This window comes from Streptomyces sp. NPDC024698 (assembly GCF_055559015.1).
The window spans coordinates 309,112-332,771 of the sequence record NZ_JBVHLK010000004.1 but is presented as its reverse complement, the minus strand read 5'-3'; the positions used below and the strand labels follow the sequence as shown (position 1 = coordinate 332,771).

At 72.3% G+C, this 23,660-nt stretch carries 21 protein-coding genes; 9 read left to right on the top strand and 12 right to left on the bottom strand.

The features are described from left to right. The first annotated feature begins 202 nt into the window (after positions 1-202). Entirely contained in the window at positions 203-1,717 is a 1,515-nt protein-coding gene (locus ACZ4AA_RS12430; RefSeq protein WP_467599731.1) for a CehA/McbA family metallohydrolase, read from the top strand. A 74-nt stretch (positions 1,718-1,791) separates the two neighbouring features. Here the strand turns inward: ACZ4AA_RS12430 and ACZ4AA_RS12425 are convergent, their stop codons facing one another. After that, entirely contained in the window at positions 1,792-2,223 is a 432-nt protein-coding gene (locus ACZ4AA_RS12425; RefSeq protein WP_467599728.1) for a calcium-binding protein, read from the bottom strand. Positions 2,224-2,545: 322 nt separating this feature from the next. Further along, positions 2,546-2,983: an ATP-binding protein gene (locus tag ACZ4AA_RS12420; protein ID WP_467599724.1), complete on the bottom strand. Its 438-nt coding sequence runs from the start codon at positions 2,981-2,983 to the stop codon at positions 2,546-2,548. Between the two features lie 214 nt (positions 2,984-3,197). Here ACZ4AA_RS12420 and ACZ4AA_RS12415 point away from each other — a divergent pair, with 214 nt between their 5' ends. Together ACZ4AA_RS12415 and ACZ4AA_RS12410 are read left to right on the top strand one after the other, a co-directional pair. After that, complete coding sequence (locus tag ACZ4AA_RS12415; RefSeq protein ID WP_467599722.1) at positions 3,198-4,049, top strand: helix-turn-helix domain-containing protein; 852 nt, start codon at positions 3,198-3,200, stop codon at positions 4,047-4,049. 11 nt (positions 4,050-4,060) lie between these two features. Beyond that, positions 4,061-4,309, top strand: coding sequence for a DUF397 domain-containing protein (locus ACZ4AA_RS12410; RefSeq protein ID WP_467599719.1), 249 nt, complete (start codon positions 4,061-4,063; stop codon positions 4,307-4,309). Positions 4,310-4,321: 12 nt separating this feature from the next. On the opposite strand, the gene ACZ4AA_RS12405 is transcribed toward ACZ4AA_RS12410, so the two are convergent. Beyond that, on the bottom strand, positions 4,322-5,158 hold the full coding sequence (locus ACZ4AA_RS12405) for an endonuclease/exonuclease/phosphatase family protein (protein WP_467599716.1): 837 nt from the start codon (positions 5,156-5,158) through the stop codon (positions 4,322-4,324). A gap of 418 nt (positions 5,159-5,576) precedes the next feature. Between ACZ4AA_RS12405 and ACZ4AA_RS12400 the strand changes: the two genes are divergently transcribed. Continuing rightward, positions 5,577-6,377: a DUF4232 domain-containing protein gene (locus ACZ4AA_RS12400; protein WP_467599713.1), complete on the top strand. Its 801-nt coding sequence runs from the start codon at positions 5,577-5,579 to the stop codon at positions 6,375-6,377. 6 nt (positions 6,378-6,383) lie between these two features. On the opposite strand, the gene ACZ4AA_RS12395 is transcribed toward ACZ4AA_RS12400, so the two are convergent. The 8 genes from ACZ4AA_RS12395 to ACZ4AA_RS12360 form a co-directional block, all read right to left on the bottom strand. Further along, positions 6,384-7,121 carry a TetR/AcrR family transcriptional regulator gene (locus ACZ4AA_RS12395; protein ID WP_467599710.1) on the bottom strand — a complete coding sequence of 246 codons (738 nt, stop codon included), beginning with the start codon at positions 7,119-7,121 and terminating at the stop codon, positions 6,384-6,386. Positions 7,122-7,171: 50 nt separating this feature from the next. Then, on the bottom strand, positions 7,172-7,921 hold the full coding sequence (locus ACZ4AA_RS12390) for an SDR family oxidoreductase (RefSeq protein ID WP_467599707.1): 750 nt from the start codon (positions 7,919-7,921) through the stop codon (positions 7,172-7,174). Positions 7,922-8,054: 133 nt separating this feature from the next. Then, positions 8,055-9,518, bottom strand: coding sequence for an aldehyde dehydrogenase family protein (locus tag ACZ4AA_RS12385; RefSeq protein WP_467599704.1), 1,464 nt, complete (start codon positions 9,516-9,518; stop codon positions 8,055-8,057). Beyond that, entirely contained in the window at positions 9,515-11,245 is a 1,731-nt protein-coding gene (locus ACZ4AA_RS12380) for an N-acyl-D-amino-acid deacylase family protein (RefSeq protein ID WP_467599701.1), read from the bottom strand. The genes ACZ4AA_RS12385 and ACZ4AA_RS12380 overlap by 4 nt, the downstream gene beginning before the upstream one ends. A 20-nt stretch (positions 11,246-11,265) precedes the next feature. Then, positions 11,266-12,387, bottom strand: a complete 1,122-nt coding sequence (locus ACZ4AA_RS12375; protein WP_467599697.1) for an LLM class flavin-dependent oxidoreductase — start codon at positions 12,385-12,387, stop codon at positions 11,266-11,268. Between the two features lie 98 nt (positions 12,388-12,485). Next, on the bottom strand, positions 12,486-13,262 hold the full coding sequence (locus ACZ4AA_RS12370) for an SDR family NAD(P)-dependent oxidoreductase (protein ID WP_467599694.1): 777 nt from the start codon (positions 13,260-13,262) through the stop codon (positions 12,486-12,488). Positions 13,263-13,273: 11 nt separating this feature from the next. Further along, positions 13,274-14,215, bottom strand: coding sequence for a TIGR03619 family F420-dependent LLM class oxidoreductase (locus ACZ4AA_RS12365; protein WP_467599691.1), 942 nt, complete (start codon positions 14,213-14,215; stop codon positions 13,274-13,276). Positions 14,216-14,358: 143 nt separating this feature from the next. After that, the gene (locus tag ACZ4AA_RS12360; protein WP_467599688.1) at positions 14,359-15,618 is read right to left on the bottom strand and encodes an amidohydrolase family protein; all 1,260 of its coding nucleotides are present in this window, start codon (positions 15,616-15,618) and stop codon (positions 14,359-14,361) included. 256 nt (positions 15,619-15,874) lie between these two features. On the opposite strand from ACZ4AA_RS12360, the gene afsR reads away from it, so the two are divergent. Next, positions 15,875-18,832 (top strand): SARP-family global regulator AfsR, encoded by a 2,958-nt coding sequence (gene afsR, locus ACZ4AA_RS12355; protein ID WP_467599685.1) that lies wholly within the window; start codon positions 15,875-15,877, stop codon positions 18,830-18,832. A gap of 225 nt (positions 18,833-19,057) precedes the next feature. Further along, a complete protein-coding gene (locus tag ACZ4AA_RS12350; protein WP_385395298.1) occupies positions 19,058-19,231 on the top strand; it encodes a hypothetical protein in 174 nt (57 codons plus the stop codon). 88 nt (positions 19,232-19,319) lie between these two features. Here the strand turns inward: ACZ4AA_RS12350 and ACZ4AA_RS12345 are convergent, their stop codons facing one another. Further along, complete coding sequence (locus ACZ4AA_RS12345; protein ID WP_467599682.1) at positions 19,320-20,996, bottom strand: fatty acid--CoA ligase family protein; 1,677 nt, start codon at positions 20,994-20,996, stop codon at positions 19,320-19,322. A gap of 98 nt (positions 20,997-21,094) precedes the next feature. Here ACZ4AA_RS12345 and ACZ4AA_RS12340 point away from each other — a divergent pair, with 98 nt between their 5' ends. From ACZ4AA_RS12340 to ACZ4AA_RS12330, 3 genes are read left to right on the top strand one after another with little or no spacing between them, the layout of a single operon-like run. Beyond that, positions 21,095-22,243: a lipid-transfer protein gene (locus ACZ4AA_RS12340; protein ID WP_467599679.1), complete on the top strand. Its 1,149-nt coding sequence runs from the start codon at positions 21,095-21,097 to the stop codon at positions 22,241-22,243. Between the two features lie 19 nt (positions 22,244-22,262). After that, entirely contained in the window at positions 22,263-22,745 is a 483-nt protein-coding gene (locus tag ACZ4AA_RS12335; RefSeq protein WP_467599677.1) for a Zn-ribbon domain-containing OB-fold protein, read from the top strand. After that, positions 22,742-23,533, top strand: a complete 792-nt coding sequence (locus ACZ4AA_RS12330) for an enoyl-CoA hydratase/isomerase family protein (RefSeq protein WP_467599674.1) — start codon at positions 22,742-22,744, stop codon at positions 23,531-23,533. Before ACZ4AA_RS12335 ends, ACZ4AA_RS12330 begins: the two co-directional genes overlap by 4 nt. Positions 23,534-23,660: the final 127 nt, after the last annotated feature.

Below are 23,660 nucleotides of genomic sequence, written 5' to 3'. Positions count from 1 at the left end.
TCGTCCGGCGCAGCGGGACACGAGGCCCTTCCCGCGCCGCGGGCGGTGAGGCCGGGTCCGGCCGCACGGCATCTGTCGGTCTCCCCGCAAGCCGTCGATTCCTTTGGTGTGCACGGGCGTTCACCGCCCGCTCGCACAGTGGTCCGTGGCACTTCGCATCACTCCATGGCACTGTCACGCCCGACCCCAGGGGAGCAGCAGTATGTGCGAGGACGACCACGGCATCGGCAGACGCGCGCTGTTCGTGACGGGGGCGGCCGCCGCCCTTACGTTGGGAGGCGTGACCTTTGGCGGCGGTGCGCACGCGGAAGCGGCGGACGAGAAGGAGACGCGGACGGTGCGCGGCACCCTGCCCACCGGCTCCCCCGACTTCGTGTATCTCCCCCTCGACGTACCGGCCGGGGTCGCGGAGATCAGGGTCTCCTACACCTACGAGAGGCCGTCGGTCCCCGCCGGCACGGCGGGCAACGCCCTGGACATCGGCATCTTCGACGAGCACGGCACGGAACTGGGCGGCCGGGGCTTCCGGGGCTGGTCGGGCGGCGCGCGCACGGAGTTCTTCATCCGCTCGGACGACGCGACCCCCGGCTACCTCCCCGGACCGGTCCGCCCCGGCACCTGGCACATCGCGCTCGGCCCGTACACGGTGGCGCCCCAGGGACTGGCCTACGAGGTCACGGTCACCCTGACCTACGGGAAGCCGGCCCCGGCGCCGGAGCCGGTGTACCCGCCCTCGCGCGCCAGGGGCCGCGGCCGTGCCTGGTACCGCGGCGACTGCCATCTGCACTCCTGGTACTCCGACGGCCGCCGCACCCCCGCGGAGATCGCCGCGCTGGCGCGGGCGGCGGGCCTGGACTTCATCAATTCCTCGGACCACAACACGCACGCGGCCCATCCGCACTGGGCGGACCAGGCGGGCGACGACCTGCTGATCATGCTGGGCGAGGAGGTCACCACCCGCAACGGGCACGTGCTGGCGCTCGGCACGGACCCCGGCACCTTCGTCGACTGGCGCTACCGGGCCCGCGACAACCGCTTCGGCCGGTTCGCGCGCCGCATCCGGGACGCAGGCGGCCTGGTGGTGCCCGCGCACCCGCACGCCACCTGTGTCGGCTGCGGCTGGAAGTTCGGCTTCGGCGAGGCGGACGCGGTCGAGGTGTGGAACGGCCCGTACACCCCCGACGACGAGGTCACCCTCGCCGACTGGGACAACCGTCTCGGCGCCTCCATGCGCGAGGGCCGCGGTTGGGTCCCGGCGATGGGCAACAGCGACGCGCACCGCGACCCCGACCAGGTCGGCTCCCCGCAGACGGTCGTCCTGGCCGACGACCTGACCCGCGAGGCGATCCAGGACGGCATCCGCGCGGGCCGCTCCTACGTCGCCGAGTCGAAGCTGGTCTCCCTGTCCTTCTCGGCGTCCGGTGCCAAGGGCGAACACGCGGGCATCGGCGAGCGGTTGCGGGTCGCCCCCGACACCCCTGTCACGATCCGCCTGGAGGCCACGGGCGCGCCCCGCTGCACGGTCCGCCTGGTCACCGACGAGGGCCTGCTGTTCACCAGCGACCCGCTGCCGGTCGCGGGCTCCGGCACGGTGGAATGGCACACGACGGCGTCCTACGCGGCGTACGTCCGCGCGGAACTCCGCCACGAGACGGCTGCGGGGCCGGTCCCGGGAGCGCTGGCGGCGTTCACGAACCCGATCTTCCTGGGGGCGTAGTCCAAGGGGAGCGTGAGGGAGACCGTGTTCCCTCACGCCCGCCCCTGGCGGCTCTGAGTTCTCTGGCCCGGCCTCTAGTTCTGGTAGACCTTGTCGGTGCCCGCTCCGCCGGAGAGCCTGTCCGTGCCGGCGCCACCGTGCAGCAGGTCGTTGCCGGTGTTGCCGCAGATCGTGTCGTTGCCGCCGTCGCCGTACAGCCTGTCGTCGCCCCTGCCGCCGTGGACGACGTCGGCACCGGCGCCGGCGTGGACGACGTCGTTGCCGTCGTCATCGTACAAATCGTTCTGGTGCCCGGTGGAAGTGCCGGTGAGACTGTCGTTGCCGGGTCCTCCATGGCACTTGGAGTCGCAGTCGGTGAGCGTGTCGTTGCCCGCGCCGCCGTCTGCGCCGTCGCCGTAGAAGCCCCCGCCGCCGTCGAGGCGGTCGTTCCCGTCGCCCCCGTACAACGCGGCGCCGGTATCGGCCTTGATGATGTCATTGCCCTTGCCGCCGTCGATCGTGGCCAACGCGCCGGCGACAGGCGGTGGAGCCAGTGGTCCTTAACGTGCGCATGCGGAAACGACCCTTCACGGAATCGGTGATGTTCAGGCCCGACGAAGAAAGCGCCGGTGGATTCGCCACCGTCGTCACGGGGTCAGCGGGCAGCGATCGGTGATCGAGTCGTGCGCCGCACCCCTGTACGGGGCTGCTGTTGTTTCTGGTTCACCCGTTTGGACACCGCACCCCGGGCGGGGGTTGTAGCGGAGTTCCGCTCGGTCCTGGCAGGCGGCCATGATTCCCCCGCCTTTGACCAGTCGGACACCGGACTGCCGCCTTCTCTTCGGTCTGTCAGACCTTCGCCGTGCCCCCGCACTCCGCCCACAGCAGCTTTCCGCCTCTCGACGCGCCCATCTCGCGCAGCACGGACACGCCCCAGGCGTCGGCGCAGGCGCGTACGAGGTGCAGGCCGCGGCCGTGTTCGGCGTCCGCCGGGGGAATGGAGGTGTGGGGCTGCCCGTAGCCGGGCGGGACGCCGGGGTCGGTGTCCCAGACGGCCACCGTCAGCCGGTCAGGACCCTTCGACAGGACACGGAGGGCGTACGGGCCCCGGGTGTGCAGATGGGCGTTGGTGAGCAGTTCGGAGGCCAGGAGCTCGGCGGTGGGGGCGAGTCCGGTGAGGTCGTGCGCGGCGAGGACGGTACGCAGGGTGGCCCGGGCGATACCGGGGGCGCGGGGATCGTGCGGGAGTTGGAGGGTGTAGGCCCACGGCGGCGATACGGTGGCCATCGGAAGTCTCCGATCACGAGAGGGGGTTGACTCTTCGTCTCCGGTGCCCAGTGACCTGGCCGCTCCGTCGAGCGGGGTTCTTCTGGGCGAGGGCGCCTGACAATCACCATAGAGCTGCGCAAGGATTGTTTTCACCCGATGACCGGATTCCTTAAGGGAGTTCCACTCGCGCGGGTGACGCCCCAACCTGGCGTACGACAGAGAGAGTTAGGACATGGCAGGCAGGGCTGCGCCCACCGCCCGACGCACACGGCTCGGTGTCGAGCTGCGCAAGCTGCGTGAGCGCGCCGGGATGACGACCACGCAGGCAGCCGCCTTGCTGGGCACCAGCTCCGGACAGTTGAGCAATATCGAAGTGGCCCGGTTCGGGGTGAGCGCGGAACGTGTCCGGGTGATGGCGCGTACGTACTCCTGCACGGAGCCGACTCTGGTCGAATCCCTGGTCGCCATGACCGGCGAGCGCAAGCGCGGCTGGTGGGAGGAGTACCGCGACATCCTGCCGTCCAAGTTGCTCGACCTCGCCGAGATCGAACACCACGGCACGAGACTCCACGCCGCGCACAGCATGCACATCCCTGGCCTGCTCCAGACCGTCGACCACGCACGCGAGATCTACCGGCAGGCTGTCCCCGAGATGACCCCTCCAGAGATCGAGCACCGGACCTCGTTCCGGCTGAAGCGACAGGACGCGCTCTACCGTGACCACCCGGCCCCCTATCGGGCGGTGATCCATGAAGCGGCCCTACGAATGAAGTTCGGCGGCCGGAACGTGGCGCGCACCCAGCTTGAGCACCTGCTCAAGGTGAGCGACCGCGATCACGTGTCGATCCGAGTCATCCCGTTCGACGCCGGCTCCTACCCCGGTTCGGGACAGTCGGTCTACTTCATGTGCGGCCCCGTACCAGCGCTCGACACAGCTCAACTGGACCAGGCCCACGGACCGGTATTCGTCGACTCCGAAGCCCAACTGGCCCAGTACCGGCTCCTCATCGACCGCATGGAATCCGTATCGCTCAGTCGCGTGGACTCACAGGATCTCATCCACGACATCGCCCAGCACCTGTGAAAGGACCCGAGATGCCCACCACGACCTGGCAGAAGTCGTCCTACTGCGCACAAGGCGAGGCCTGCCTCCATGTCTCCGGTACTTGGCAGAAGTCCTCACACTGCCAGGAAGGCGACGCCTGCCTCCACGTGGCCGCCTCCGGTGTTGCAGAAACGGTCCATCTGACCGAGAGCGCCGACCCCGCCCAGTCCATACTCTCGACCACCCCCGCCGCCTTCGACGCCCTTCTCCGCGCTCTCAAGGGCGACGGCCGCGGCTGAACCAGGGGGACTTCAGGACGCGTCCTGACCGGCCTCGGGGAGGAACAGGTCGGCCACGACGGCCGCGTGGTCCGAGGGCCACACGCCGCCGACCGGCCCGTCCCCGGCCCGCCGTACGGACCGGACGTGCCCGAGGCCGCCGGGACCCGGCGGGCCGACGTGGACGTAGTCGATGCGTGCGGCGGGGCTGTGCGGGCCGACGTGGGCGTTCGCCGGGTCCCAGGTGGCCGAGGGTGCCGTCGGGTCGGCGTACTCCCAGGCGTCGAGGAAGACCTGCCCGGGGACCACCGGGGACGTCTTGTACCCGCCGAACAGGCGGATCTCGTCGGAGTCCGGCCAGGCGTTGAAGTCCCCCGTGACGACCGGCGGGAAGTCGTCGCCGCCCCGGTGCGCGGCGACGAACTCCGCGAGGGCGGTGACCTGTTCACGGCGCACGCCCGAGGCGTGGACGGCCGAGGTGAGGTGGGTGGTGAAGAAGGGCACCTCGTGGGTGGGCGTGGCCAGCCGGGCGTACAGGGCGAGCCGTCCGTCGTACAGCCTGTCGGGCGCGGGCAGCCGCAGCACCTCCGAAGCCGTCACCGGCCAGCGGCTCAGCACGGCGTTGCCGACGTCGACCGTGGTGTCCCCGATCCGCCGCTGCCACCGGTCCGAGGCGTCGGAGGCCGCCCAGGTCCAGTGCATTCCGAGCTCGTCCGCGAGCCACCCGGCGAGGTTCTGGCCGCCGCACTCCCACACCTCCTGCAACCCGACGACATCGGGCCGCAGTTCGCGCAGCACGGTCAGGATGGCCTTCTGCCGCTCCTCCCAGGGCCCGAACCGCCACCAGAGGTTCCAGGTCACGACCCTCATCCGCAGCCACCCGCTCCCGTCGCGCCACACCGGAGGCCATTGAAACAACTCCCCCGCACCCCACACCAGTCGTCCGGAGCGGTTCCGGACACCCGCGCGGAGGGGGTCCCGGCCCGGTGGAACCCTCGGGTGTCCGGCCGCGGTGCGCGCAGGCGTCCCACCGGCATCCCAGGGTTCCGCGTTTCCGCAGATCGTCCGGGGTGGGACGGTTCCACCGTCCCAATCGGACGCCTGCCGTTGTCCCAGCCCCCCGCGAAATCCCATGCTGTGGCTGTCGCACCGGCCGACGCACGTCGTCGGCCCGGCAGCCGCACCACCCCGGCCCGCCGTTCACAGGGCACCGCCCTGTCCGCCGGTCCGGGGTGCCGACCACCGGCGCACGCGGCCTCTCCACGCATCGAGAAGGAAACGGGACACCATGAACACGCCTGCACGCAGGAACCACAAGAGCCCTCGGGTCCGGACGTCCTACACACTCGGGGCCGCGGCGGCCGCGACGCTGCTCGCGACCACGGCGTGCGGGCACGGCACGGCCGAGGCCTCGGACGGCTCCCGGCCCGCGGCCCGGCCGAGCGCGACGGCTTCGGCGAAGCCGAGCGGCGCCCCGAGCGAGGCCGGCGGCGAGAGTGCCGAGGGCGGCGGCACCACGGGCAGCGGTGGAGCCGGCGCCAAGGGCGGTGGCTCCACCGGCGGTGGCACCACGGGCAGCACGGGCAGCACGGGCACCGGCGGCAAGGGCGGCACCACGGGCGGGGGAGGCACCGCGTCCGGCGCCGGCGGCACCGTCGCCGCCTGCACCCAGAAGGAGCTCGGGGTGTCCGCCGTGAAGGAGCGGGACCTGCGTCACCTCGTTCTCACCGTGCAGAACGCGAGCGACAAGAAGTGCAGCCTCTACGGCTACCCCGTGGTGAAGCTCGGTGCCGACGCCCGGTTCACGACCCCGGTGATCAAGGACAGCGACGGGACCCCGGGCGAGCCCGTCACCCTCGACCCGGGCCGGGAGGCCTACGCCGCCCTGCTCGTCAGCAGCGGCAACACGGGCGAGTACGAGGCGAGGAGCATCACCCTCGGCCTCCAGGGCCGCACGCCGGGCAGCAGCGTGGGCAAGCCGATCGACGTCCCCCTGCCGGCCAGTGCGCTGTACGCGGACAAGAGCCAGCTCGTCACGTACTGGACGACCGCCTCCGGCTTCGCCCTGCGCTTCATCATGTCGAAGTGAGGAACCTCAGCCCGTGTTGGACAGGCGGTCCAGCCACTCCGTGAGCAGGGCCCGCTCGGCGGGGGTGAAGCCGGGGGCCGGGGTCTGGCGGAGTTGCGCGCCGAGGCGGGTCGCGGTCGCCGGAAGGCCGGGGGAGGCACCGGACGCCTGCGCGCCGGGCAGCGTGACGTCCGGGGTGAAGACGGAGGCGTGCACCGCGTCCCGTACGCGGCGCGACAGGCTCTCGTCCGTGAACGTCGCCGGGCGGGAGACCAGCATCAGGCAGACACCCACGTTCGAGGACATGATCATCTGCGCGGCGAGTTCGGGGGCGAGCCGCAGCTTGCCCTGTTCGGCGGCGCGGCGCAGGTCGCCGGTGAGGATCTGGTGGGCTTCGAGCGCCGCGGCGGGCGGGGTGCGCATCGCCGGGGAGTGCATCAGGCGGTAGAGGTTCGGGTTGCGCAGGGCGAACTCGGTGTGGCCGTCCCAGCCGTCGCGCAGGTCCAGGACCGGGTCGCTGCCGGGGTGCCGCTCCCGCTTGGCCGCCAGGTACCGCTCCCAGCCGTGGTCGACGACGGCCGACAGCAGGCCCTCCTTGTCGCCGAAGTGGCGGTAGAGGGCGGGGGCGCCGACCCCTGCGGCCTCGCACACCGCCCGGGTCGAGACGTCCCCGTCCGGGGAGTCGGCGACCAGTTCGGCGGTCACGGCGAGGATGCGCGCCTTGGTGCTCGCCGGGGCCGCGCCGGAGGTCGTGGTGTCGCTCATGACGGAGTTCCTGAGGTCGGCGGGAGGGCTGGCGGGACGGGCGCGCGGGCTCAGACGATGCCGCCGTTGGCGCGCAGGACCTGACCGTTGACCCAACGGCCTCCGGGGCCCGCGAGGAAGGCGACGACCGAGGCGATGTCCTCCGGGGTGCCGAGGCGCTCCAGGGGCGGCTGGGCGGCCAGCCGCGCGATGGTCTCCTCGTCCTTGCCGTCCAGGAAGAGGGCGGTGGCGGTCGGACCGGGCGCCACGGCGTTGACGGTGACGTCCCGGCCGCGCAGTTCGCGGGCGAGGATCTGGGTCATGGCCTCGACGGCGCCCTTCGTGGCCGCGTACGCGGTGTAGCCGGGGATGACGAGGCCCAGCACGGAGCTGGAGAAGTTGATGATCGTGCCGCCCGCGCGCAGCCGGCGCGCGGCCTGCTGGTCCACGACGAACGTGCCGCGGATGTTGGTGCGGTGCATCCGGTCCAGCGCGTCGAGGTCGAGGTCGACGAGCGGGGCCAGGGTCATGACACCGGCCGCGTGGACGACGGCGTCGACGCCGCCGAAGGTCTCCTCGGCCGTGTCGAAGAGGGCGGCGACCTCCGCCTCCTCGGCGACGTCGGCGCGGAAGGCGATCGCCTGTCCGCCCGCCTCGGCGATCGCCGCGACCGCCTTGTCGGCCTCGGCCGCGTTGCCCGCGTAGTTCACGACGACGGCGTACCCCTCGCGGGCCAGGCGTTCGGCGCTCGCGCGCCCGATCCCGCGCGAGCCGCCGGTGACGATCGCGACGCGCGGGGAGGTGCTCGGCTGCTCACTCATGGCGCTGCTCCTTGCCTCGGCCGGGATGGCGACGGCCACCACCCCGATGAGAGCAACGCTAACACTCACACCGTAGCGCCGCTACCTGAGCCGGTCGCCTCCCGCCGTAGCGCCGCGACGGAAGCCCTCCGCCTCACCCCGGCCAGACGATCGCCTGCGTCTCGCTGTACGCGTGCAGCGCGTACGAGCCCACGTCCCGGCCCACTCCGCTCTTCTTGAAGCCACCGAAGGGCGCCTCCATGTTGCGGCCGACCGTGTTGACGCCCACGCCGCCGGCGCGCAGCCGGCCCGCAACGCGGAAGGCGCGGGCCACGTCACCGGAGAAGACGTAGTCGATCAGGCCGTAGTCGCAGTCGTCGGCGAGGGCGATCGCCTCCTCCTCGTCGTCGAAGGGCAGCACGACGACGACCGGGCCGAAGATCTCCTCCCGGACGACCCTCATGTCCGGGGTGCAGTCGGCGAGAAGGGTGGGGGCCACGTAGAAACCGGTGGGCAGGGAGGGGCGTTCGCCGCCCGTCACGATCCGGGCGCCCTCCTTGCGGCCGAGTTCGACGTAGGACTCGACGCGGTCGCGGTGGGCCGCGGAGATGACCGGGCCGACCACCGTGCCCTGCTCGCGCGGATCGCCCACCGTCAAACGGGCCGCGTAGGCGGCCAGTTGACGGACGAGGGAGTCGTGGACGCCTCGCTGCACCAGGACGCGCGTCGGCGCCGTGCAGATCTGTCCGCTGTAGAACGAGAAGGTCGTGCCGATGCCCGCCACCGCCGAGCCGAGGTCGGCGTCGTCGAAGACGATGGCCGCGCCCTTGCCGCCCAGTTCCATCAACTGGCGCTTCATGCCGCGCCCGCAGACCTCGGCGATCCGCTGCCCGACCGCCGTCGAGCCGGTGAAGCTGACCATGTCGACGTCGGGTGAGTCGACCGCCGCCTCGCCGGACTCCGGCGTCGAGCCGCTGATCACGTTCACCACGCCCGGCGGCACGCCCGCCGCCTCCAGCGCCTCCGCCATCCGGTACACCGACAGCGGGTCCTGCGGGGCCGGCTTGACCACCACGGTGTTGCCCATCGCCAAGGCGGGGGCGATCTTGCCGGCCGGGTTGGCCCAGGGATTGTTGTACGAGGTGATGCAGGTGACCACGCCGACGGGCCGGCGCACGGCCAGCGCGCCCATCACGGCAGCCCGGCCGAAGGGGCCCGCCTCGTTGATCTGCGGCGGCAGCGCCGTCTCGACCGGCTCGGGCCGCGCGTAGCGCCGGAAGCGGGCCACCCCGACCCCGACCTGCATACCGCGCGCCGTCCCGGTGGTGGCCCCGCTCTCCGCCTGGGCGAGTTCGGCGTACGCCGCGAAGTTGCGCTGGACGACGTCCGCCGCCCGCGCGAGGACCGCGGCCCGCTCCTCGGCGGGTGTGCGCGACCAGGGCCCGAAGGCCTCGCGTGCCGCCGCGGCGGCCGCGTGCACCTGGGCCCGGGAGGCCTCGGGGGCGAGCCCGACCGTCTTCTCGGTCGCCGGGTCCCTCACCTCGTAGAACCCGTGGTCGGGCGCCACCCACGCGCCGCCGATGAACAGCCGCTGCCCGGTGCTCTCCGAGGCCGTCACCGGGTGCTCACCGTCCTGGTGTCGCGGCCGGAGCGCAGGACCTTGCCCGGCACCGCGCCCGTCACCACGTCGTCGCGGATCGCCTCGGTCCCGTTGACCCACACGGCGTTCACCCCGATCGCGCGGGCGTCGAGGCGTGGGCTGTCACCGGGCAGGTCGTGCACCAGCGTGGCCTTGCCCGCGTCGATCCGTTCCGGGTCGAAGAGCACCAGGTCCGCGTGGAACCCCACCTCGACGCGTCCGCGGCCGCGCAGCCCGAACAGGCGCGCCGGGTCGTCCGTCAGCATCTTCACGGCCTGCTCCAGGGAGGCCAGCCCGCGCCCGCGCAGACAGTCGCCGAGGAACCGGGTGGTGTACGGGGCCCCGCACATGCGGTCCAGGTGGGCGCCCGCGTCGGAGCCGCCGAGCAGGACGTCCTCGTGCCGCCAGGTCTCGGCGCGCAGGGCCCAGGAGTCCGGGTCGTTGTCGGTTGGCATGGGCCACAGGACCGTACGCAGCTCGTCGGCCGCGCAGATCTCCACCAGGCAGGCGAAGGGCTCCTGGCCGCGTTCGGCGGCGATGTCGCGCACCACGCGTCCGGTCAGGCCCTCGTTCGCGGCGCTGTAGGTGTCGCCGACGACGTACCGGCCGAAGTCGGCGAGCCGCCGGAAGACACCCGCCTCCTTGCTCCGCGCCCGCGCGAGCATCTCGGCGCGGACCCCGGGGTCGCGGAGCCTCGCGATGCGTTCGGGCACGGGCAGCGCGAGGACCGGTCCCCAGCCGGGGATCAGGTTCAGGGCGCAGAAGGTGCCCAGCGACATGTTCATCGGGGTGAGGATCGGCATGGTGAGCGCGACGATCCGGCCGCCGGACTTGCGGGCGCGCTCGCTCGCCTCCAGCTGGCGCGGGACGCGCTCGGGGACGGCGGCGTCGATCGTGAGGACGTTCCAGTTGAGCGGGCGGCCCGCGGCCGCGCTCATCTCCACGAACAGATCGATCTCGGCGTCGCTGAACTGGTCGAGGCAGCCGGCCGTGATCGCCTCGATCTGGGTGCCCTCGTGCTCGCCCACGGCCCTTGAGAGGGCGAGCAGCTCGGGGGGTTCGGCGTGCCGGGAGGCGACCGGCCGGCCGTCTCCGTCGGAGTGGGTGGAGGACTGGGTGGTGGACAGTCCCCAGGCTCCGGCGTCCATGGCCTCGTGGAACAGCCGCAGCATGGCGTCGAGTTGGTCCCGTGTCGGCTGTCCGCCCACCGCCTCGGGGCCCATCACGTACCGGCGCAGCGCGCAATGGCCCACCATGAAGCCCGCGTTGACCGCGATCCGGCCCTCCAGGGCGTCGAGATAGTCGCCGAAGGTGTGCCAGTTCCAGGGCGCGCCCTCTTCCAGGGCGACCAGGGACATGCCCTCGACCTTGGACATCATGCGGCGCGTGTAGTCGGCGTCCTCGGGGCGGGCGGGGTTCAGCGGGGCCAGGGTGAAGCCGCAGTTGCCACCCGCGACCGTGGTGACGCCGTGGTTGAGGGACGGGGTCGCGTAGGGGTCCCAGAACAGCTGGGCGTCGTAGTGCGTGTGCGGGTCGACGAAGCCGGGGGCGAGGACGAGTCCGTGCGCGTCCTCGCTGGTCCGGGCCGGCTCGGTGACCGCGCCGATCACGGCGACGCGGCCGTCCCGCAGTCCCACGTCCGCGGTGCGGGCGGGCGCTCCCGTCCCGTCCACGACGGTCGCGCCCTTGATCAGATGGTCGAGCATCGCGGAGGTACCCCCTGGACCTAGACGGCGGCTTGGCGGAACCGGGTGGTGCGGTGCACCGGGTCCGTGTCGATCTTCGGGATCACGTGCTCGCCGATCAGCCGGATCGTCTGGAGGGTCTCCTCCTTGGCGACGCCGACGGGCAGTCCGAAGCTGAGCTGGTCGGCGCCGGCCTGCTCCCAGCGCTTGCACTGGGTGAGCACCTCGTCCGGGTCGCCGCAGATCAACAGCTCTTCCTCGATGAGGAGCTCGACGAACTCCGCGTTGTACTCGGGGAGGGTCTCGGGCCAGACGGGGAAGCCCTCGGGGCGCGGGAAGGTGTCGTGGTAGCGGAAGACGAGGGAGGGCAGGTAGTGCAGCCCACCGCCGACCGCGATGCGGATCGCCTCGTCGTGGGTGGGCGCGCAGATGGCGGTGGTGGTCACCATCACGTTGTCGTTGACGAAGTCACCGATGGGCTCGGCGTCCACGACGGCGGTCTTGTACTGCTCCAGGACCCATTCCATGTCGGCGACCTTCTGCACGCTGAAGCCGAGCACGCCGAGGCCCTTGCGGGCGGCCATGGCGTACGAGGGCGGCGACCCGGCGGCGTACCACATCGCGGGGTGCGACTTCCCGTACGGCTTGGGCAGGATCTTGCGCGGCGGCAGCGACCAGTGCTTGCCCTGGAAGCCGACGTACTCGTCCTGGAGCCACATCTTCGGGAACTCGGCGATGGTCTCTTCCCAGATCTCCTTGGTGAAGTTCATGTCGGTGATGCCGGGGAGGAAGCCGAGGATCTCGTGCGAGCCGGCGCCGCGGCCGGAGCCGAACTCGAAGCGGTTGCCGGTGAGATGGTCGAGCATGGCGACCTTCTCGGCGACCTTGACCGGGTGGTTGACCTGGGCGAGCGGGTTGAAGATGCCGGAGCCGAGGTGGATGCGGTCGGTGGCGTGGGCGAGATAGCCGAGGTAGACGTCGTTGGCGGAGAGGTGCGAGTACTCCTCCAGGAAGTGGTGCTCGGAGGCCCAGGCGTACTTGAAGCCGGACCGGTCCGCCTGGATGACGTACTCGGTCTCCTCCATCAGCGCCTTGTGCTCGGCGAGCGGGTCGGTCTCGGCCCGCTTGCCCACATATCCCTGTACAAAGAGCCCGAATTCCAAGGCGGTTCACCGTCCCCATCCAGTTATCTGACGTACCGTCAGATTCTTTGAGCCGACTGTTCCACCGCGTGCGTGGACCGTCAATAGCTGATACGGCGTCAGAGGACACTCACGCCCGCGAGCCAGCCGCCGTCGATCACGAAGGGCTGCCCGGTGATGTACGAGGAGTCCTCGCCGGTCAGGAACAGGGCGAGGCGGGCCACGTCCTCGGGGCGGCCGATCCGGCCGAGCGGCACGAGCTTGGAGTAGAACGCGTCGAGCGCCTGCGAGGCCTCCTCGGCGTCCTGGCCCGGGGACAGCTGCGCCGGATTGCTCATCGCCGTGTCGACGGCTCCGGGGCAGACCGCGTTCACGCGGATCCCCTTCTCCGCGAGCTCCAGCGCCGCCACCCGGGTCAGACCGACGATGGCGTGCTTGGTCGCCGCGTACGCGCCCACGTACGCCATGCCCGTGAGCCCGGTGAAGGAGGCCGTGTTCACGATCGTGCCGCCGCCGGCCTCGGCGATCTCGGGTGCGAGGGTCTTGATCCCGAGGAACACCCCGACCTGGTTGACCTGCACGATCTGCATGAACTCGGTCAGCGGGGTGTCGACGAGCGCGTTGAAGCGCAGGATGCCGGCGTTGTTGACCAGCCCGTCGATCCGCCCGTAGGCCGCCTTCCCCGAGGCGACCGCCGCCGTCCAGTCCTCCTCGCGGCCCACGTCCAGGTGGACGTAGTGCGCGCCGATCTCCTTGGCCAGCTCCTCCCCCCGGTCATCGAGCACGTCCGCGACGATCACGCGCGCGCCCTCCGCCGCGAAGAGCCGCGCCTCCTGTTCGCCCTGCCCGCGCGCCGCGCCGGTGATGAGCACGACCCGCCCGTCCAGCTTGCCCATGCCGTGACTCCCTAGCCGAGGTGGGGGGCGACGTCCGCTCCGAACGCCGCCATCTGGTCCGTGAGTTCGTCGCGGCTCCGGCTGCGGAACCGCACCTGTATCTGGTGCACGCCCATCGCGCCGTACTCCCGCAGCGACGCGGCCAGGGCCTCGGGCGAGCCGCTCAGCGTGCGCCGCCCGACCTCCCAGCCGGGCTCTCCGACGTACAGCGGCTCGGTGATGGCGCCGATCGTGAGGGGTTCACCGAGGCCCGCCTCGGCGCGCAGGGCCGCGAGCCGGGCGATCTGCCCGGGCAGCCGGTCGCGCGGATCGCCCTGCGGCAGCCAGCCGTCGCCGCGCAGCGCGGCCCGGCGCACGGCGGCGGGCGAGGAACCGCCCACCCAGACGGGCACCCGCTGCCGGGCCGGCCTGGGCCGCTGGCCGAGCCCCTCGAAGTCGTACGTCTTGCCGTGGTGGACGGGGTACTCCTCGGGCCCGAGCGCGGCGCGCAGGGCGTCGATCGTCTCGTCGAGGACGGCCCCCCGGCGCTCGAAGTCGGCCCCGACCGCCTCGAACTCCTCCCGTACGTGCCCGGCGCCGACCCCGAGGATCAGCCGGCCGCCGGAGAGGTGGTCGAGGGTCGCGTACTGCTTGGCCGTGACGAGCGGGTGCCGGAGCCCGACCACCGCGACATGGCTGAGCAGCAGGACGCGCTCGGTGACGGCCGCGAGGAAGGCGAGCGTGGCGACGGGGTCGTACCAGACCGTGCTCATGGCGTCCGCGAGCCGGCGCGGTACGGCGACGTGGTCGCAGCTCGCGATGTAGGCGAATCCGGCGCGGTCGGCGGCGCGGGCGATCGCGACGAGGTCACCCGGACCCGCGTCCGCCTCCCACGGCTCGGCGTAGATGGTGCTCTGCGACTGGACGGGGAGCTGGATGCCGTACGCCAGCCGCCCTTCGGGAAGGATCTGCATGGGCCGCACCTCTTGTCTGACGGTCCGTCACTTCTTGAGCAGCGCTGCCATATTCATCGCTGACGCATCGTCAGACAAGGGGTGGGCGGATATCCGGGCGTCCGGTCCCGAGGGGCGCGGGGCGCACGCGGCCGCACGGGCGCTCAGCCCGCCCAGAGCCCTTCCGGCGTCAGGCCCAGCAGGTCGATCGCGTTGCCCCGCACGATCCGCTCGACCACGTCCGGGGCCAGGTGCCCCATCTGCGCCTCGCCGACCTCCTTCGACTTCGGCCAGGTGGAGTCGGAGTGCGGGTAGTCGGTCTCGTAGAGGACGTTGCCGACGCCGATCGCGTCCAGGTTGCGCAGCCCGAAGGCGTCGTCGAAGAAGCAGCCGTACACGTGGTCGGCGAACAGCTCGGACGGCGGCCGGTGGACCTTGTCGGCCACCCCGCCCCAGGCGCGGTTCTCCTCCCACACCACGTCGGCGCGCTCCAGGATGTACGGGATCCAGCCGATCTGCCCCTCCGCGTACATCACCCTCAGGTTCGGGAAGCGCTCGAACTTGCCGCTCATCAGCCAGTCGACCATCGAGAAGCAGCAGTTGGCGAAGGTGATCGTGGAGCCGACCGCGGGCGGCGCGTCGGCCGAGGTCGACGGCATCCGGCTGCTGGAGCCGATGTGCATGGCGATGACCGTGCCCGTCTCGTCGCAGGCGGCGAGGAAGGGGTCCCAGTCGTCGGTGTGCACGGACGGGAGACCGAGGTGCGGCGGGATCTCGGAGAAGGCCACCGCGCGCACCCCGCGGGCGGCGTTACGCCGGACCTCGGCCGCGGCGAGCCGGGCGTCCCACAGCGGCACGAGCGTGAGCGGTATCAGCCGCCCCCGGGCCGTCGGCCCGCACCACTCCTCGACCATCCAGTCGTTGTAGGCGCGCACCGAGAGAAGGCCCAGCTCGCGGTCGGCCGCCTCGGTGAACGTCTGCCCGCAGAAGCGGGGGAAGGTGGGGAAACAGAGGGCGGACTGGACGTGGTTGACGTCCATGTCGGCCAGCCGCCGGGCCACGTCGTACGAGCCGGGGCGCATCTGCTCGTAGGTGATGACTTCGAGCCGGATCTCGTCACGGGCGTAGCCCACAGCAGTGTCGAGGCGGGTGAGGGGCCGGTGCAGGTCCTCGTAGACCCACCAGTCCCCGATCGGCCCCTCATCGCCCGGCGCGCCCATCACGGGGGCGAACTTCCCGCCCAGGAAGGTCATTTCCTTCAGGGGCGCGCGAACGATGCGGGGCCCGGTGTCCTGGTACTTCGCGGGCAGCCGGTCCCGCCAGACGTCGGGCGGCTCGACCGTGTGGTCGTCCACCGAGATGATCCTCGGGAAGGCGGCCTGGGCGTCCTCCGAGGGGCTCTGCGCGGTTTCCGTGGTCTCCATACCGGCCACGGTAGCGCTGATCTGACGACCCGTCAGCTCCTTGACGGGTCCCTGTCCGAGGCCCGCCGGACCCCCTTCGCGGGCGAGTGGCGACGGCGGCTCGCGGATGAATGGGCGAGGAAGTGTGAGAAGCCTGTGTGAGGACCGTGCGGCCTCCCGGGCCGCGCCTTGTGATCGCCGTCTCGCACGGCTGACGCATCCGCCCTGAACAAGGCAAACTGGCCTCGTTGCACTGACGGTTCGGCAGGGGGAAGCGATGGACGGTGTGCCGCGCGTACCGAAGCAGTGGCGTCCGGGCTCCGAGGAGCCCGTGGCGTTGCGCTTCAGCGTGCTCGGCCCGGTGCGCGCCTGGCTCGGGGACGACCCGCTGCCGGCCGGGTCCCCGCAACAGCGCGCACTGCTGGCCGCGTTGCTGCTGCGCGACGGGCGCACGGCCACGGCCTCCGAGCTGATCGACGCCCTCTGGGGCGACGAGCCTCCCTCCCAGGCACTGGCCGCCCTGCGCACGTACGCCTCGCGCCTGCGCAAGGCGCTCGGCGCCGAGGTCCTGGTCAGCGAGTCCGGCGGCTACGCGATCCGTTCCCTGAGCGAGGGCGCCCTCGACCACGTGAACGCCCAGGAGCTCGCCGCCGACGCCGAGAAGGCGCGCGCCTCGGGCGATCTCTCCCGCGCCCGCGACCTGCTCCGCGACGCGCTGGCCCTGTGGGACGGCGAACCGCTCGCGAGCATCCCGGGACCCTACGCGGAGACCCAGCGGGCCCGCCTGGAGGAATGGCGGCTCCAACTCCTCGAATCCCGGCTCGACATGGACCTGGAACAGGCCTTCCACGCCGAGGCGGTCTCCGAACTCACCGCGCTCACCGCGGCGCACCCGCTGCGCGAACGCCTGCGCGAACTGCTGATGCTGGCGCTGTACCGCTCCGGCCGCCAGGCGGAAGCCCTCGCCGTGTACGCGGACACCCGGCGACTGCTCGCCGACGAGCTGGGCGTGGACCCCCGAGCGGGGCTGAAGGAACTCCAGCAGCGCATACTCCAGGCGGACCCGGGCCTCGCCGAGCCCTCCGCCCCCAAGGCGGAGCCCGTCGTCGCCCCCGTCCGCCCGGCCCAGCTTCCTGCCACCGTCACCGACTTCACCGGACGGGCGTCCTTCGTCCAGGAACTGAGCGACGTCCTCGCCGCGGCCTCCTCCGACGAGGGCCGGGTCATGGCCGTCTCGGCGCTCGCCGGCATCGGGGGCGTCGGCAAGACCACGCTCGCCGTGCACGTGGCCCACCAGGCCCGCGCGGCCTTCCCCGACGGACAGCTGTACGTCGACCTCCAGGGAGCCGGATCGAGGGCGGCCGAACCCGAGACGGTCCTCGGTGCCTTCCTGCGGGCCCTCGGAACCGCGGACTCCGCGATCCCGGACTCGCTGGAGGAACGCTCGGCCCTCTACCGCTCCGTCCTCGACGGCCGCCGCGTCCTGGTTCTGCTGGACAACGCCCGGGACGCCGCCCAGGTGCGGCCGCTGCTGCCCGGCACCGAGGGCTGCGCCGCCCTGGTGACCTCGCGCATCCGGATGGTGGACCTGGCGGGCGCCCATCTCGTCGACCTCGACGTGATGTCCCCCGAGGAGGCGCTCCAGCTCTTCACCAAGATCGTGGGCCAGGAGCGGGTCGCCTCCGAGCGGGAGGCCGCCCTCGACGTGGTCGCGGCCTGCGGCTTCCTGCCCCTGGCCATCCGGATCGCCGCCTCCCGGCTCGCCGCCCGCCGCACCTGGACCGTGTCGGTGCTCGCGGCGAAGCTCGGCGACGAGCGCCGCCGGCTGGACGAGCTCCAGGCCGGCGACCTGGCCGTCAAGGCCACCTTCGAGCTCGGCTACGGCCAGCTGGAGCCGGCCCAGGCACGCGCCTTCCGGCTGCTGGGCCTCGCCGACGGCCCGGACATCTCGCTCGCGGCCGCGGCGGCGGTGCTCGACCTCCCGGCCGAGGCCACCGAGGACCTGTTGGAGTCCCTCGTCGACACCTCGCTCCTGGAGTCGGCGGCCCCCGGCCGCTACCGCTACCACGACCTCGTACGCCTCTACGCGCGTGCATGCGCCGAACGCGACGAACAGCCGCCCAGCGAGCGGACGGCCGCCATGTCCAGGCTGCTGGACTTCTACCTGAGCACGGCGGCGGGCGTGTACGCGCTCGACCGCCCCGGCGACCGTCTGGTGGACCACCTGGAGCCGACGGCCCATCCGGGGCTGGCGTTCGAGGACCGGCACCGGGCTCAGGACTGGCTCTACGCCGAGGCCGTCTGCACCCTGGCGTGCGTACGCCAGTCGACGGGACCGGAGACCCTGGCACGCGCCGTCGACCTCCTGTGGGCCGCCTGCGACCTGGCCGAATCGGGGGCCAACGCCAAGGAGTACGAGGCCATCGCCGAACTGGCCCGCGTCGCCGCGCAGCAGCACGCGGCCCCGCGCGCCGAGGCCCGGGCGCTCACGACGCTCTCCTTCGTGCACCACATCACCGGCCGCTTCGACTCGGCCGACGCGGCGGCCACCCGTGCCCTCGAACTCGCCCTCGCCACCGGCGATCCGCTCACCAGCTGCTGGTCGTCCAACATCCTCGGCGTGATCGCGATCTACCAGAACCGTCACGACGACGGCGAGGCGCATCTGAACCGCGCCATCGACAACTTCCGTGCCTGCGAGGACCGTCCGGGCGAGGCGAGCGCCCTGTGCAACCTCTCCCGCATCCATCTGGCCACCGGCCGGACCGCGAGCGCGGTGGCCCTGGCCCAGCAGGGCACGGACATGTACGACGACATGGGCCACGCGCTCAAGGGCGCCAACGGCCGCTACGCGCTGGGTCTGGCCCTCACCCAGAGCGGTCAGCTCGGGCAGGCCGTCGACCGCCTCAGGGAGGCCCTGGAGGTCTTCCGGGACAGCCGCCAGCGCCTGTGGGAGGGCATGGCCCTGTTCCGCCTCGCCGAGGCGGACCTCGCCGCCCGGCGGCCGGCGCAGGCCGCGGGGAACGCGGAACTGGCGCTGACGGTCCTGCGGGGCATCGGCGGCGACTGGCGGCGGGGCAACGTGCTCACCGTGCTCGGCAAGGCCTTGAACGGCATCGGCCAGCTGGGCCGCGCCCAGGTCTGCTGGCACGAGGCCCTGGAGATCTACGAGCGGCTGCGCCTCCCGGAGGCCGACGAGGTGCGCGCCCTCCTCGACCCACTGGCCGTCGCCTGAGACCTTGCGCCTGCGCGTTCATCGTTCGTTTATCGCCACCCGGCACTCTTCGGGTTGTCGATCCGTCGCGTCGGGGGGCAGGCGGGACGACGAAAGGCCCACACCTCTAAGGTGAACCGGCCCAGAAGTGCCCGTCCGGCGGTCCTCGGGGGAGTTGCCGGGCGGGTTCTTCCCGACTACCGCAATCGCACATCGCGACGAACAGAACTGCCAGGGGAGCCAGTCATGAGCGACGACCTCAGCACCGACAACGTCCACGCCACGGGTGAGCCGACGGCCACGACGGACAACGTCCACGCCACGGACGAGCCCCTCAAGGGCAAGAACCCGATCGCCCCGGGCGAGGACACCGGCGACGCGTCCACGGACAACGTCCACGCCACGGGCGAGCCTGTCTGACCAGAGCCGCACCACACGGGGATCGGCCGCGGCGGCGCGGAGGGGGAGCCGCCGCGGTCGCCGTGTGTCCGGGGCCGCCGGCGCGGGCTCAGTGTCCGCGCAGCTCCCCCTTCACCACCTTCCCGCTCGCGTTGCGGGGCAGCCGGGTGACGAAGGTGATCGTGCGGGGCACCTTGTAGTTGGCCATCTCCCGGCGGGACCAGGTGATCAGGTCGTCGGCGGTGAGGGCGGAGTGCGGGCGGCGGACCACGTAGGCCTTGCCGACCTCGCCCAGACGGCTGTCCGGCACGCCGATCACCGCCACGTCGGCGATCTCGGGGTGCAGGCCGAGCAGTTGCTCGATCTCCGCGGGATAGGCGTTGAAGCCGCCGACGATGAACATGTCCTTGATCCGGTCGGTGATGCGGAGGTTGCCCTCGGCGTCGAGGACGCCCACGTCGCCGGTGCGCAGCCAGCCGTCCGGGGTCAGGACCTCCGCCGTGGCCGCCGCGTCCTCGAAGTAGCCGCTCATCACGTTGAAGCCGCGGACCAGGATCTCGCCGGGTGATCCGGGGGCCGCGGGGGCTCCCGAGGAGTCCGCCACCCGCACCTCGGTGTCCGGGACGGCCCGGCCCGAGGTCGAGGCGATCACCTCCGGCCGGTCGCCCCGGCGGCACATGGTGACGATGCCGCTCGCCTCGGACAGCCCGTACGCCGTCAGGACCGTGTCCACGCCGAGTTCCGTGCGCAGCCGCTCGACCAGACGCAGCGGGACCACCGCCGCGCCGGTCACCACCAGGCGCAGCGCGGAGAGGTCGTACGCCTCGCGGGCCGGATGGTCCAGCAGCGACTGGTGGAGGGTGGGCGGGCCGGGGAGGACGGATATGCGCTCCGCGGCCACGTTCGCCAGCACCGTGTCCACGTCGAACACCGGCTGCGGCACCATCGTCGCCCCGCGCATCAGACAGGCGATGATCCCGGCCTTGTAGCCGAAGGTGTGGAAGAACGGGTTCACGATCAGGTAGCGGTCGCCCTCGCGCAGGCCGGCCAGCTCGCTCCAGATCCCGTAGCCGCGCAGCGTCTGGGCGTGGGTGATCAGGGCGCCCTTGGGCCGGCCCGTGGTGCCCGAGGTGAAGATGATGTCCGAGGGGGAGCCGCCGGACACGGAGGTCCCGCGACGGAGCACCTCGTCGCGCCCCACGCCCTCGCCGTCCGCCAGGAAGTCCTTCCACGTACGGAAGTCGGCGGGGGCGTCGTCCGCGAGGACCACCACATGCTCCAGGTACGGGAGACCGGGGAGCGGGCCGGTTCCGGGGGCGGGGGCCTGGGCGGGAGCGGGGACCGGGCCGGGGGCGGGCGCCGGGTTCGGCTCTCCCGGGTCCCCCGGCTCCCCCGCCTCTCCCGCCGCCCGGCGCAGCGCCGCCACGTACGACGTGCCGAGGAAGGTTCCCGTCACGAACAGCAGCTTCGCCCGGCTCCTGGCCAGCACGTACACCGCCTCGGCGCCCTTGAAGCGGGTGTTGAGGGGGACCAGGACCGCCCCCGCGGACACCGCGCCGAGGGCGGAGACGATCCAGTCGAGGGTGTTCGGGGCCCAGACGGCCACCCGGTCGCCCGAGCGCACGCCGCTCGCCATGCAGGCCGCCGCGGCCCGCTCCACCCGGGCGCCCAACTCCTCGTAGGAGACCCGCGTCCGGCCCTCGACGACCGCCTCGCGGCCGGCGAACCGGGCCGCAGCCCACCGGACGAGTCCCGGGACGCCGCCCCACTCCAGGTCACCGCGCATCGAACACCTCCCGCCTCAACACCACTAGCTGACTGACCGTCAGATTAGCTGTAGCCTGACGGCCTGTCAGCAGCCGGGACCGTGTGCGGAGGTCACCCATGCCAGGGATCAAGGACGCCACAGCCGTCGTCGGAATCGGGCAGACCGCCTTCGCGAAGCAACTGCCCGAGTCCGAGAAGACGTTGGCCTGCCGCGCGATCCTCGCCGCCCTCGACGACGCCGGCATCGCGCCCGCCGAGGTCGACGCTCTCGCCTCCTACACCATGGAGGAGACCGACGAGGTGGAGGTCGCCAAGGCCGTCGGGCTCGGCGATCTCACCTTCTTCAGCAAGGTCGGCTACGGGGGCGGCGGCTCCTGCGCCACCGTCGCGCACCTGGCCGCCGCCATCACCGCGGGACAGGCGACGGTGGGCGTGGCCTGGCGCTCGCGCAAGCGGGGCAGCGGACCGCGCCCCTGGCGGAACACGGCCGTCCAGCTGCCCACCCCCGCCCAGTGGACCCGGCCCTTCGGGCTGCTGCGGCCCGCCGACGAGATAGGGATGCTCGCGCGCCGGTACATGCACGAGTACGGGGCCACCCGGGACCATCTCTTCAACGTGGCCCTGGCCTGCCGCAACCGTGCCAACCAGAACCCGGCCGCGATGATGTACGACCGCCCGCTGACCCGCGAGATGTACATGACCGCCCGCTGGATCAGCGAGCCGCTGTGCCTGTTCGACAACTGCCTGGAGACGGACGGCGCGCTCGCCTGCGTGCTCGTCTCCGCCGAGCGGGCCCGCGACTGCCGGCAGCGGCCCGTCTACGTCCATTCCGCCGCCCAGGGCCTGCCCGCCCAGCACCACGGGATGGTCAACTACTGGAACGACGACCCGCTCACGGGACCCGCCTGGACCGCCGCGCGCCATCTGTGGAAGCAGGCCGACCTCACCCCCGAGGACGTGGACGTGGCACAGATCTACGACGCGTTCACGCCCCTGATACCCCTCTCGCTGGAGGGCTACGGCTTCTGCGGGCGCGGGGAGGGCGCGGCCTTCACCGAGGGCGGGGCGCTGGAGATCGGCGGACGGCTGCCGGTCAACACCGGGGGCGGCGGGCTCAGCGAGGCCTATGTGCACGGCTTCAACCTCATCAACGAGGGCGTGAAGCAGCTGCGGGGCACGAGCACGGCTCAGGTGCCGGGTGCGGCCACCTGTCTGGTCACCGCGGGGGAAGGGGTCCCGACCTCCGCACTCCTGCTGAGGAACTGAAGGGGACGGGACGGCCGACATGACCGACATCGCCGACACGACCGCGAGCACCGGGACCGGCGGGACGCACGAACCGCTGCTGTCCCCCGTCCCCGACGACGACGGGGCACCCTTCTGGGAGTACGCGGCGCTGGGCGAACTCCGCGTCCAGGCCTGCGCCGACTGCGGTGAACCGCGCTTCCCGCCCCGCCCCTGCTGCCCGCACTGCCACTCCTTCGCCGACACCTGGCGAAGGATGAGCGGACGGGGCCGCATCTGGTCCTACGTCGTCCCGCATCCGCCGCTCCTCCCCGCCTACGCGGCGCTGGCCCCGTACAACGCGATCGTGGTGGAGCTGGACGAGGCGCCGCGGATCCGGCTGGCCGGGAACCTGGTGAGCGGGCCGGACGAGCCCATCGGCTCCGTTCCGCCGCGGCGGATACGGATCGGGGCCCGGGTGCAGGCGGTCTTCACCGAGGTGAACGGCATGACCGTGCCGCGCTGGGTCCTGGAGCGCGCGTGAGCGGGCGGACGGCCGGCGGCGGCCTCACGGTGAGCGTCGACAAGTCCTCCGGGGTCGCCGTCCTCACCCTCGACCGGCAGGACCGGCTCAACGCCGTGGATCTCGCGACGGCCGCCGAACTGACCTCGGCCTGGCGGGAGTTCCGGTTCGACGACACCGTGAGGGCGCTCGTCGTCACCGGCGCGGGGCGGCGGGCCTTCTGCACCGGGATCGACCGCTCCGCCGACGTGCCCCAGCCCAACTCCCCGTACATGGTGGACGATCCGCTCGCCACGATCGGGCCGAAGGCCAACGGCCTGTGGAAGCCTGTGATCGCCGCCGTGAACGGGATCGCCTGCGGCGGCGCCTTCTACCTGCTGGGCGAGTCGGAGTTCGTCGTCGCCGACGAGGAGGCCACCTTCTTCGACCCGCACACGACGTACGGAATGGTCAGCGCCTACGAGTCCGTCTACCTCGCGCAGCGGATGCCGTTCGGGGAGGTGGCGCGGATGGCGCTGATGGGCACCGCGGAGCGGGTCTCCGCGCGGCGGGCGTACGAGGTGGGGCTGGTCTCCGAACTCACCGCGCCCGGCGAGGCGTTGGCGGCGGCGGTCGCCTGCGCGACGGTCATCGCGTCCTACCCGCCCGAGGCCGTCCAGGGGACCGTGCGGGCGCTGTGGTCGGCGCAGGAGGCGACCCGTGCGGCGGCCCTGGCGCAGGCCCCGCAGCTCGTCTCCCTCGGGAACCTGCCGGGCGAACGGCAGGCGGAGCTGTTCACGGCCCGCCGACCGGGATTCCGGCTGCGCTGAGCGGCCTGCGCACGGCCGAGGCCCGACTGCGCCGAGCGGCCTGCGCACGGCCGAGGCCCGACTGCGCCGAGCGGCCTGCGCACGGCCGAGGCCCGACTGCGCCGAGCGGCCTGCGCACGGCCGAGGC

What these genes read in the sequence shown, in the direction of transcription:
- ACZ4AA_RS12430 (WP_467599731.1), top strand. Translation starts at nt 203, where the DNA reads ATGTGCGAGGACGACCACGGCATCGGCAGACGCGCGCTGTTCGTGACG.
- ACZ4AA_RS12420 (WP_467599724.1), bottom strand. Translation starts at nt 2,983, where the DNA reads ATGGCCACCGTATCGCCGCCGTGGGCCTACACCCTCCAACTCCCGCAC.
- ACZ4AA_RS12415 (WP_467599722.1), top strand. Translation starts at nt 3,198, where the DNA reads ATGGCAGGCAGGGCTGCGCCCACCGCCCGACGCACACGGCTCGGTGTC.
- ACZ4AA_RS12410 (WP_467599719.1), top strand. Translation starts at nt 4,061, where the DNA reads ATGCCCACCACGACCTGGCAGAAGTCGTCCTACTGCGCACAAGGCGAG.
- ACZ4AA_RS12405 (WP_467599716.1), bottom strand. Translation starts at nt 5,158, where the DNA reads ATGAGGGTCGTGACCTGGAACCTCTGGTGGCGGTTCGGGCCCTGGGAG.
- ACZ4AA_RS12400 (WP_467599713.1), top strand. Translation starts at nt 5,577, where the DNA reads ATGAACACGCCTGCACGCAGGAACCACAAGAGCCCTCGGGTCCGGACG.
- ACZ4AA_RS12395 (WP_467599710.1), bottom strand. Translation starts at nt 7,121, where the DNA reads ATGAGCGACACCACGACCTCCGGCGCGGCCCCGGCGAGCACCAAGGCG.
- ACZ4AA_RS12390 (WP_467599707.1), bottom strand. Translation starts at nt 7,921, where the DNA reads ATGAGTGAGCAGCCGAGCACCTCCCCGCGCGTCGCGATCGTCACCGGC.
- ACZ4AA_RS12380 (WP_467599701.1), bottom strand. Translation starts at nt 11,245, where the DNA reads ATGCTCGACCATCTGATCAAGGGCGCGACCGTCGTGGACGGGACGGGA.
- ACZ4AA_RS12370 (WP_467599694.1), bottom strand. Translation starts at nt 13,262, where the DNA reads ATGGGCAAGCTGGACGGGCGGGTCGTGCTCATCACCGGCGCGGCGCGC.
- ACZ4AA_RS12365 (WP_467599691.1), bottom strand. Translation starts at nt 14,215, where the DNA reads ATGCAGATCCTTCCCGAAGGGCGGCTGGCGTACGGCATCCAGCTCCCC.
- ACZ4AA_RS12360 (WP_467599688.1), bottom strand. Translation starts at nt 15,618, where the DNA reads ATGGAGACCACGGAAACCGCGCAGAGCCCCTCGGAGGACGCCCAGGCC.
- afsR (WP_467599685.1), top strand. Translation starts at nt 15,875, where the DNA reads ATGGACGGTGTGCCGCGCGTACCGAAGCAGTGGCGTCCGGGCTCCGAG.
- ACZ4AA_RS12350 (WP_385395298.1), top strand. Translation starts at nt 19,058, where the DNA reads ATGAGCGACGACCTCAGCACCGACAACGTCCACGCCACGGGTGAGCCG.
- ACZ4AA_RS12345 (WP_467599682.1), bottom strand. Translation starts at nt 20,996, where the DNA reads ATGCGCGGTGACCTGGAGTGGGGCGGCGTCCCGGGACTCGTCCGGTGG.
- ACZ4AA_RS12340 (WP_467599679.1), top strand. Translation starts at nt 21,095, where the DNA reads ATGCCAGGGATCAAGGACGCCACAGCCGTCGTCGGAATCGGGCAGACC.
- ACZ4AA_RS12335 (WP_467599677.1), top strand. Translation starts at nt 22,263, where the DNA reads ATGACCGACATCGCCGACACGACCGCGAGCACCGGGACCGGCGGGACG.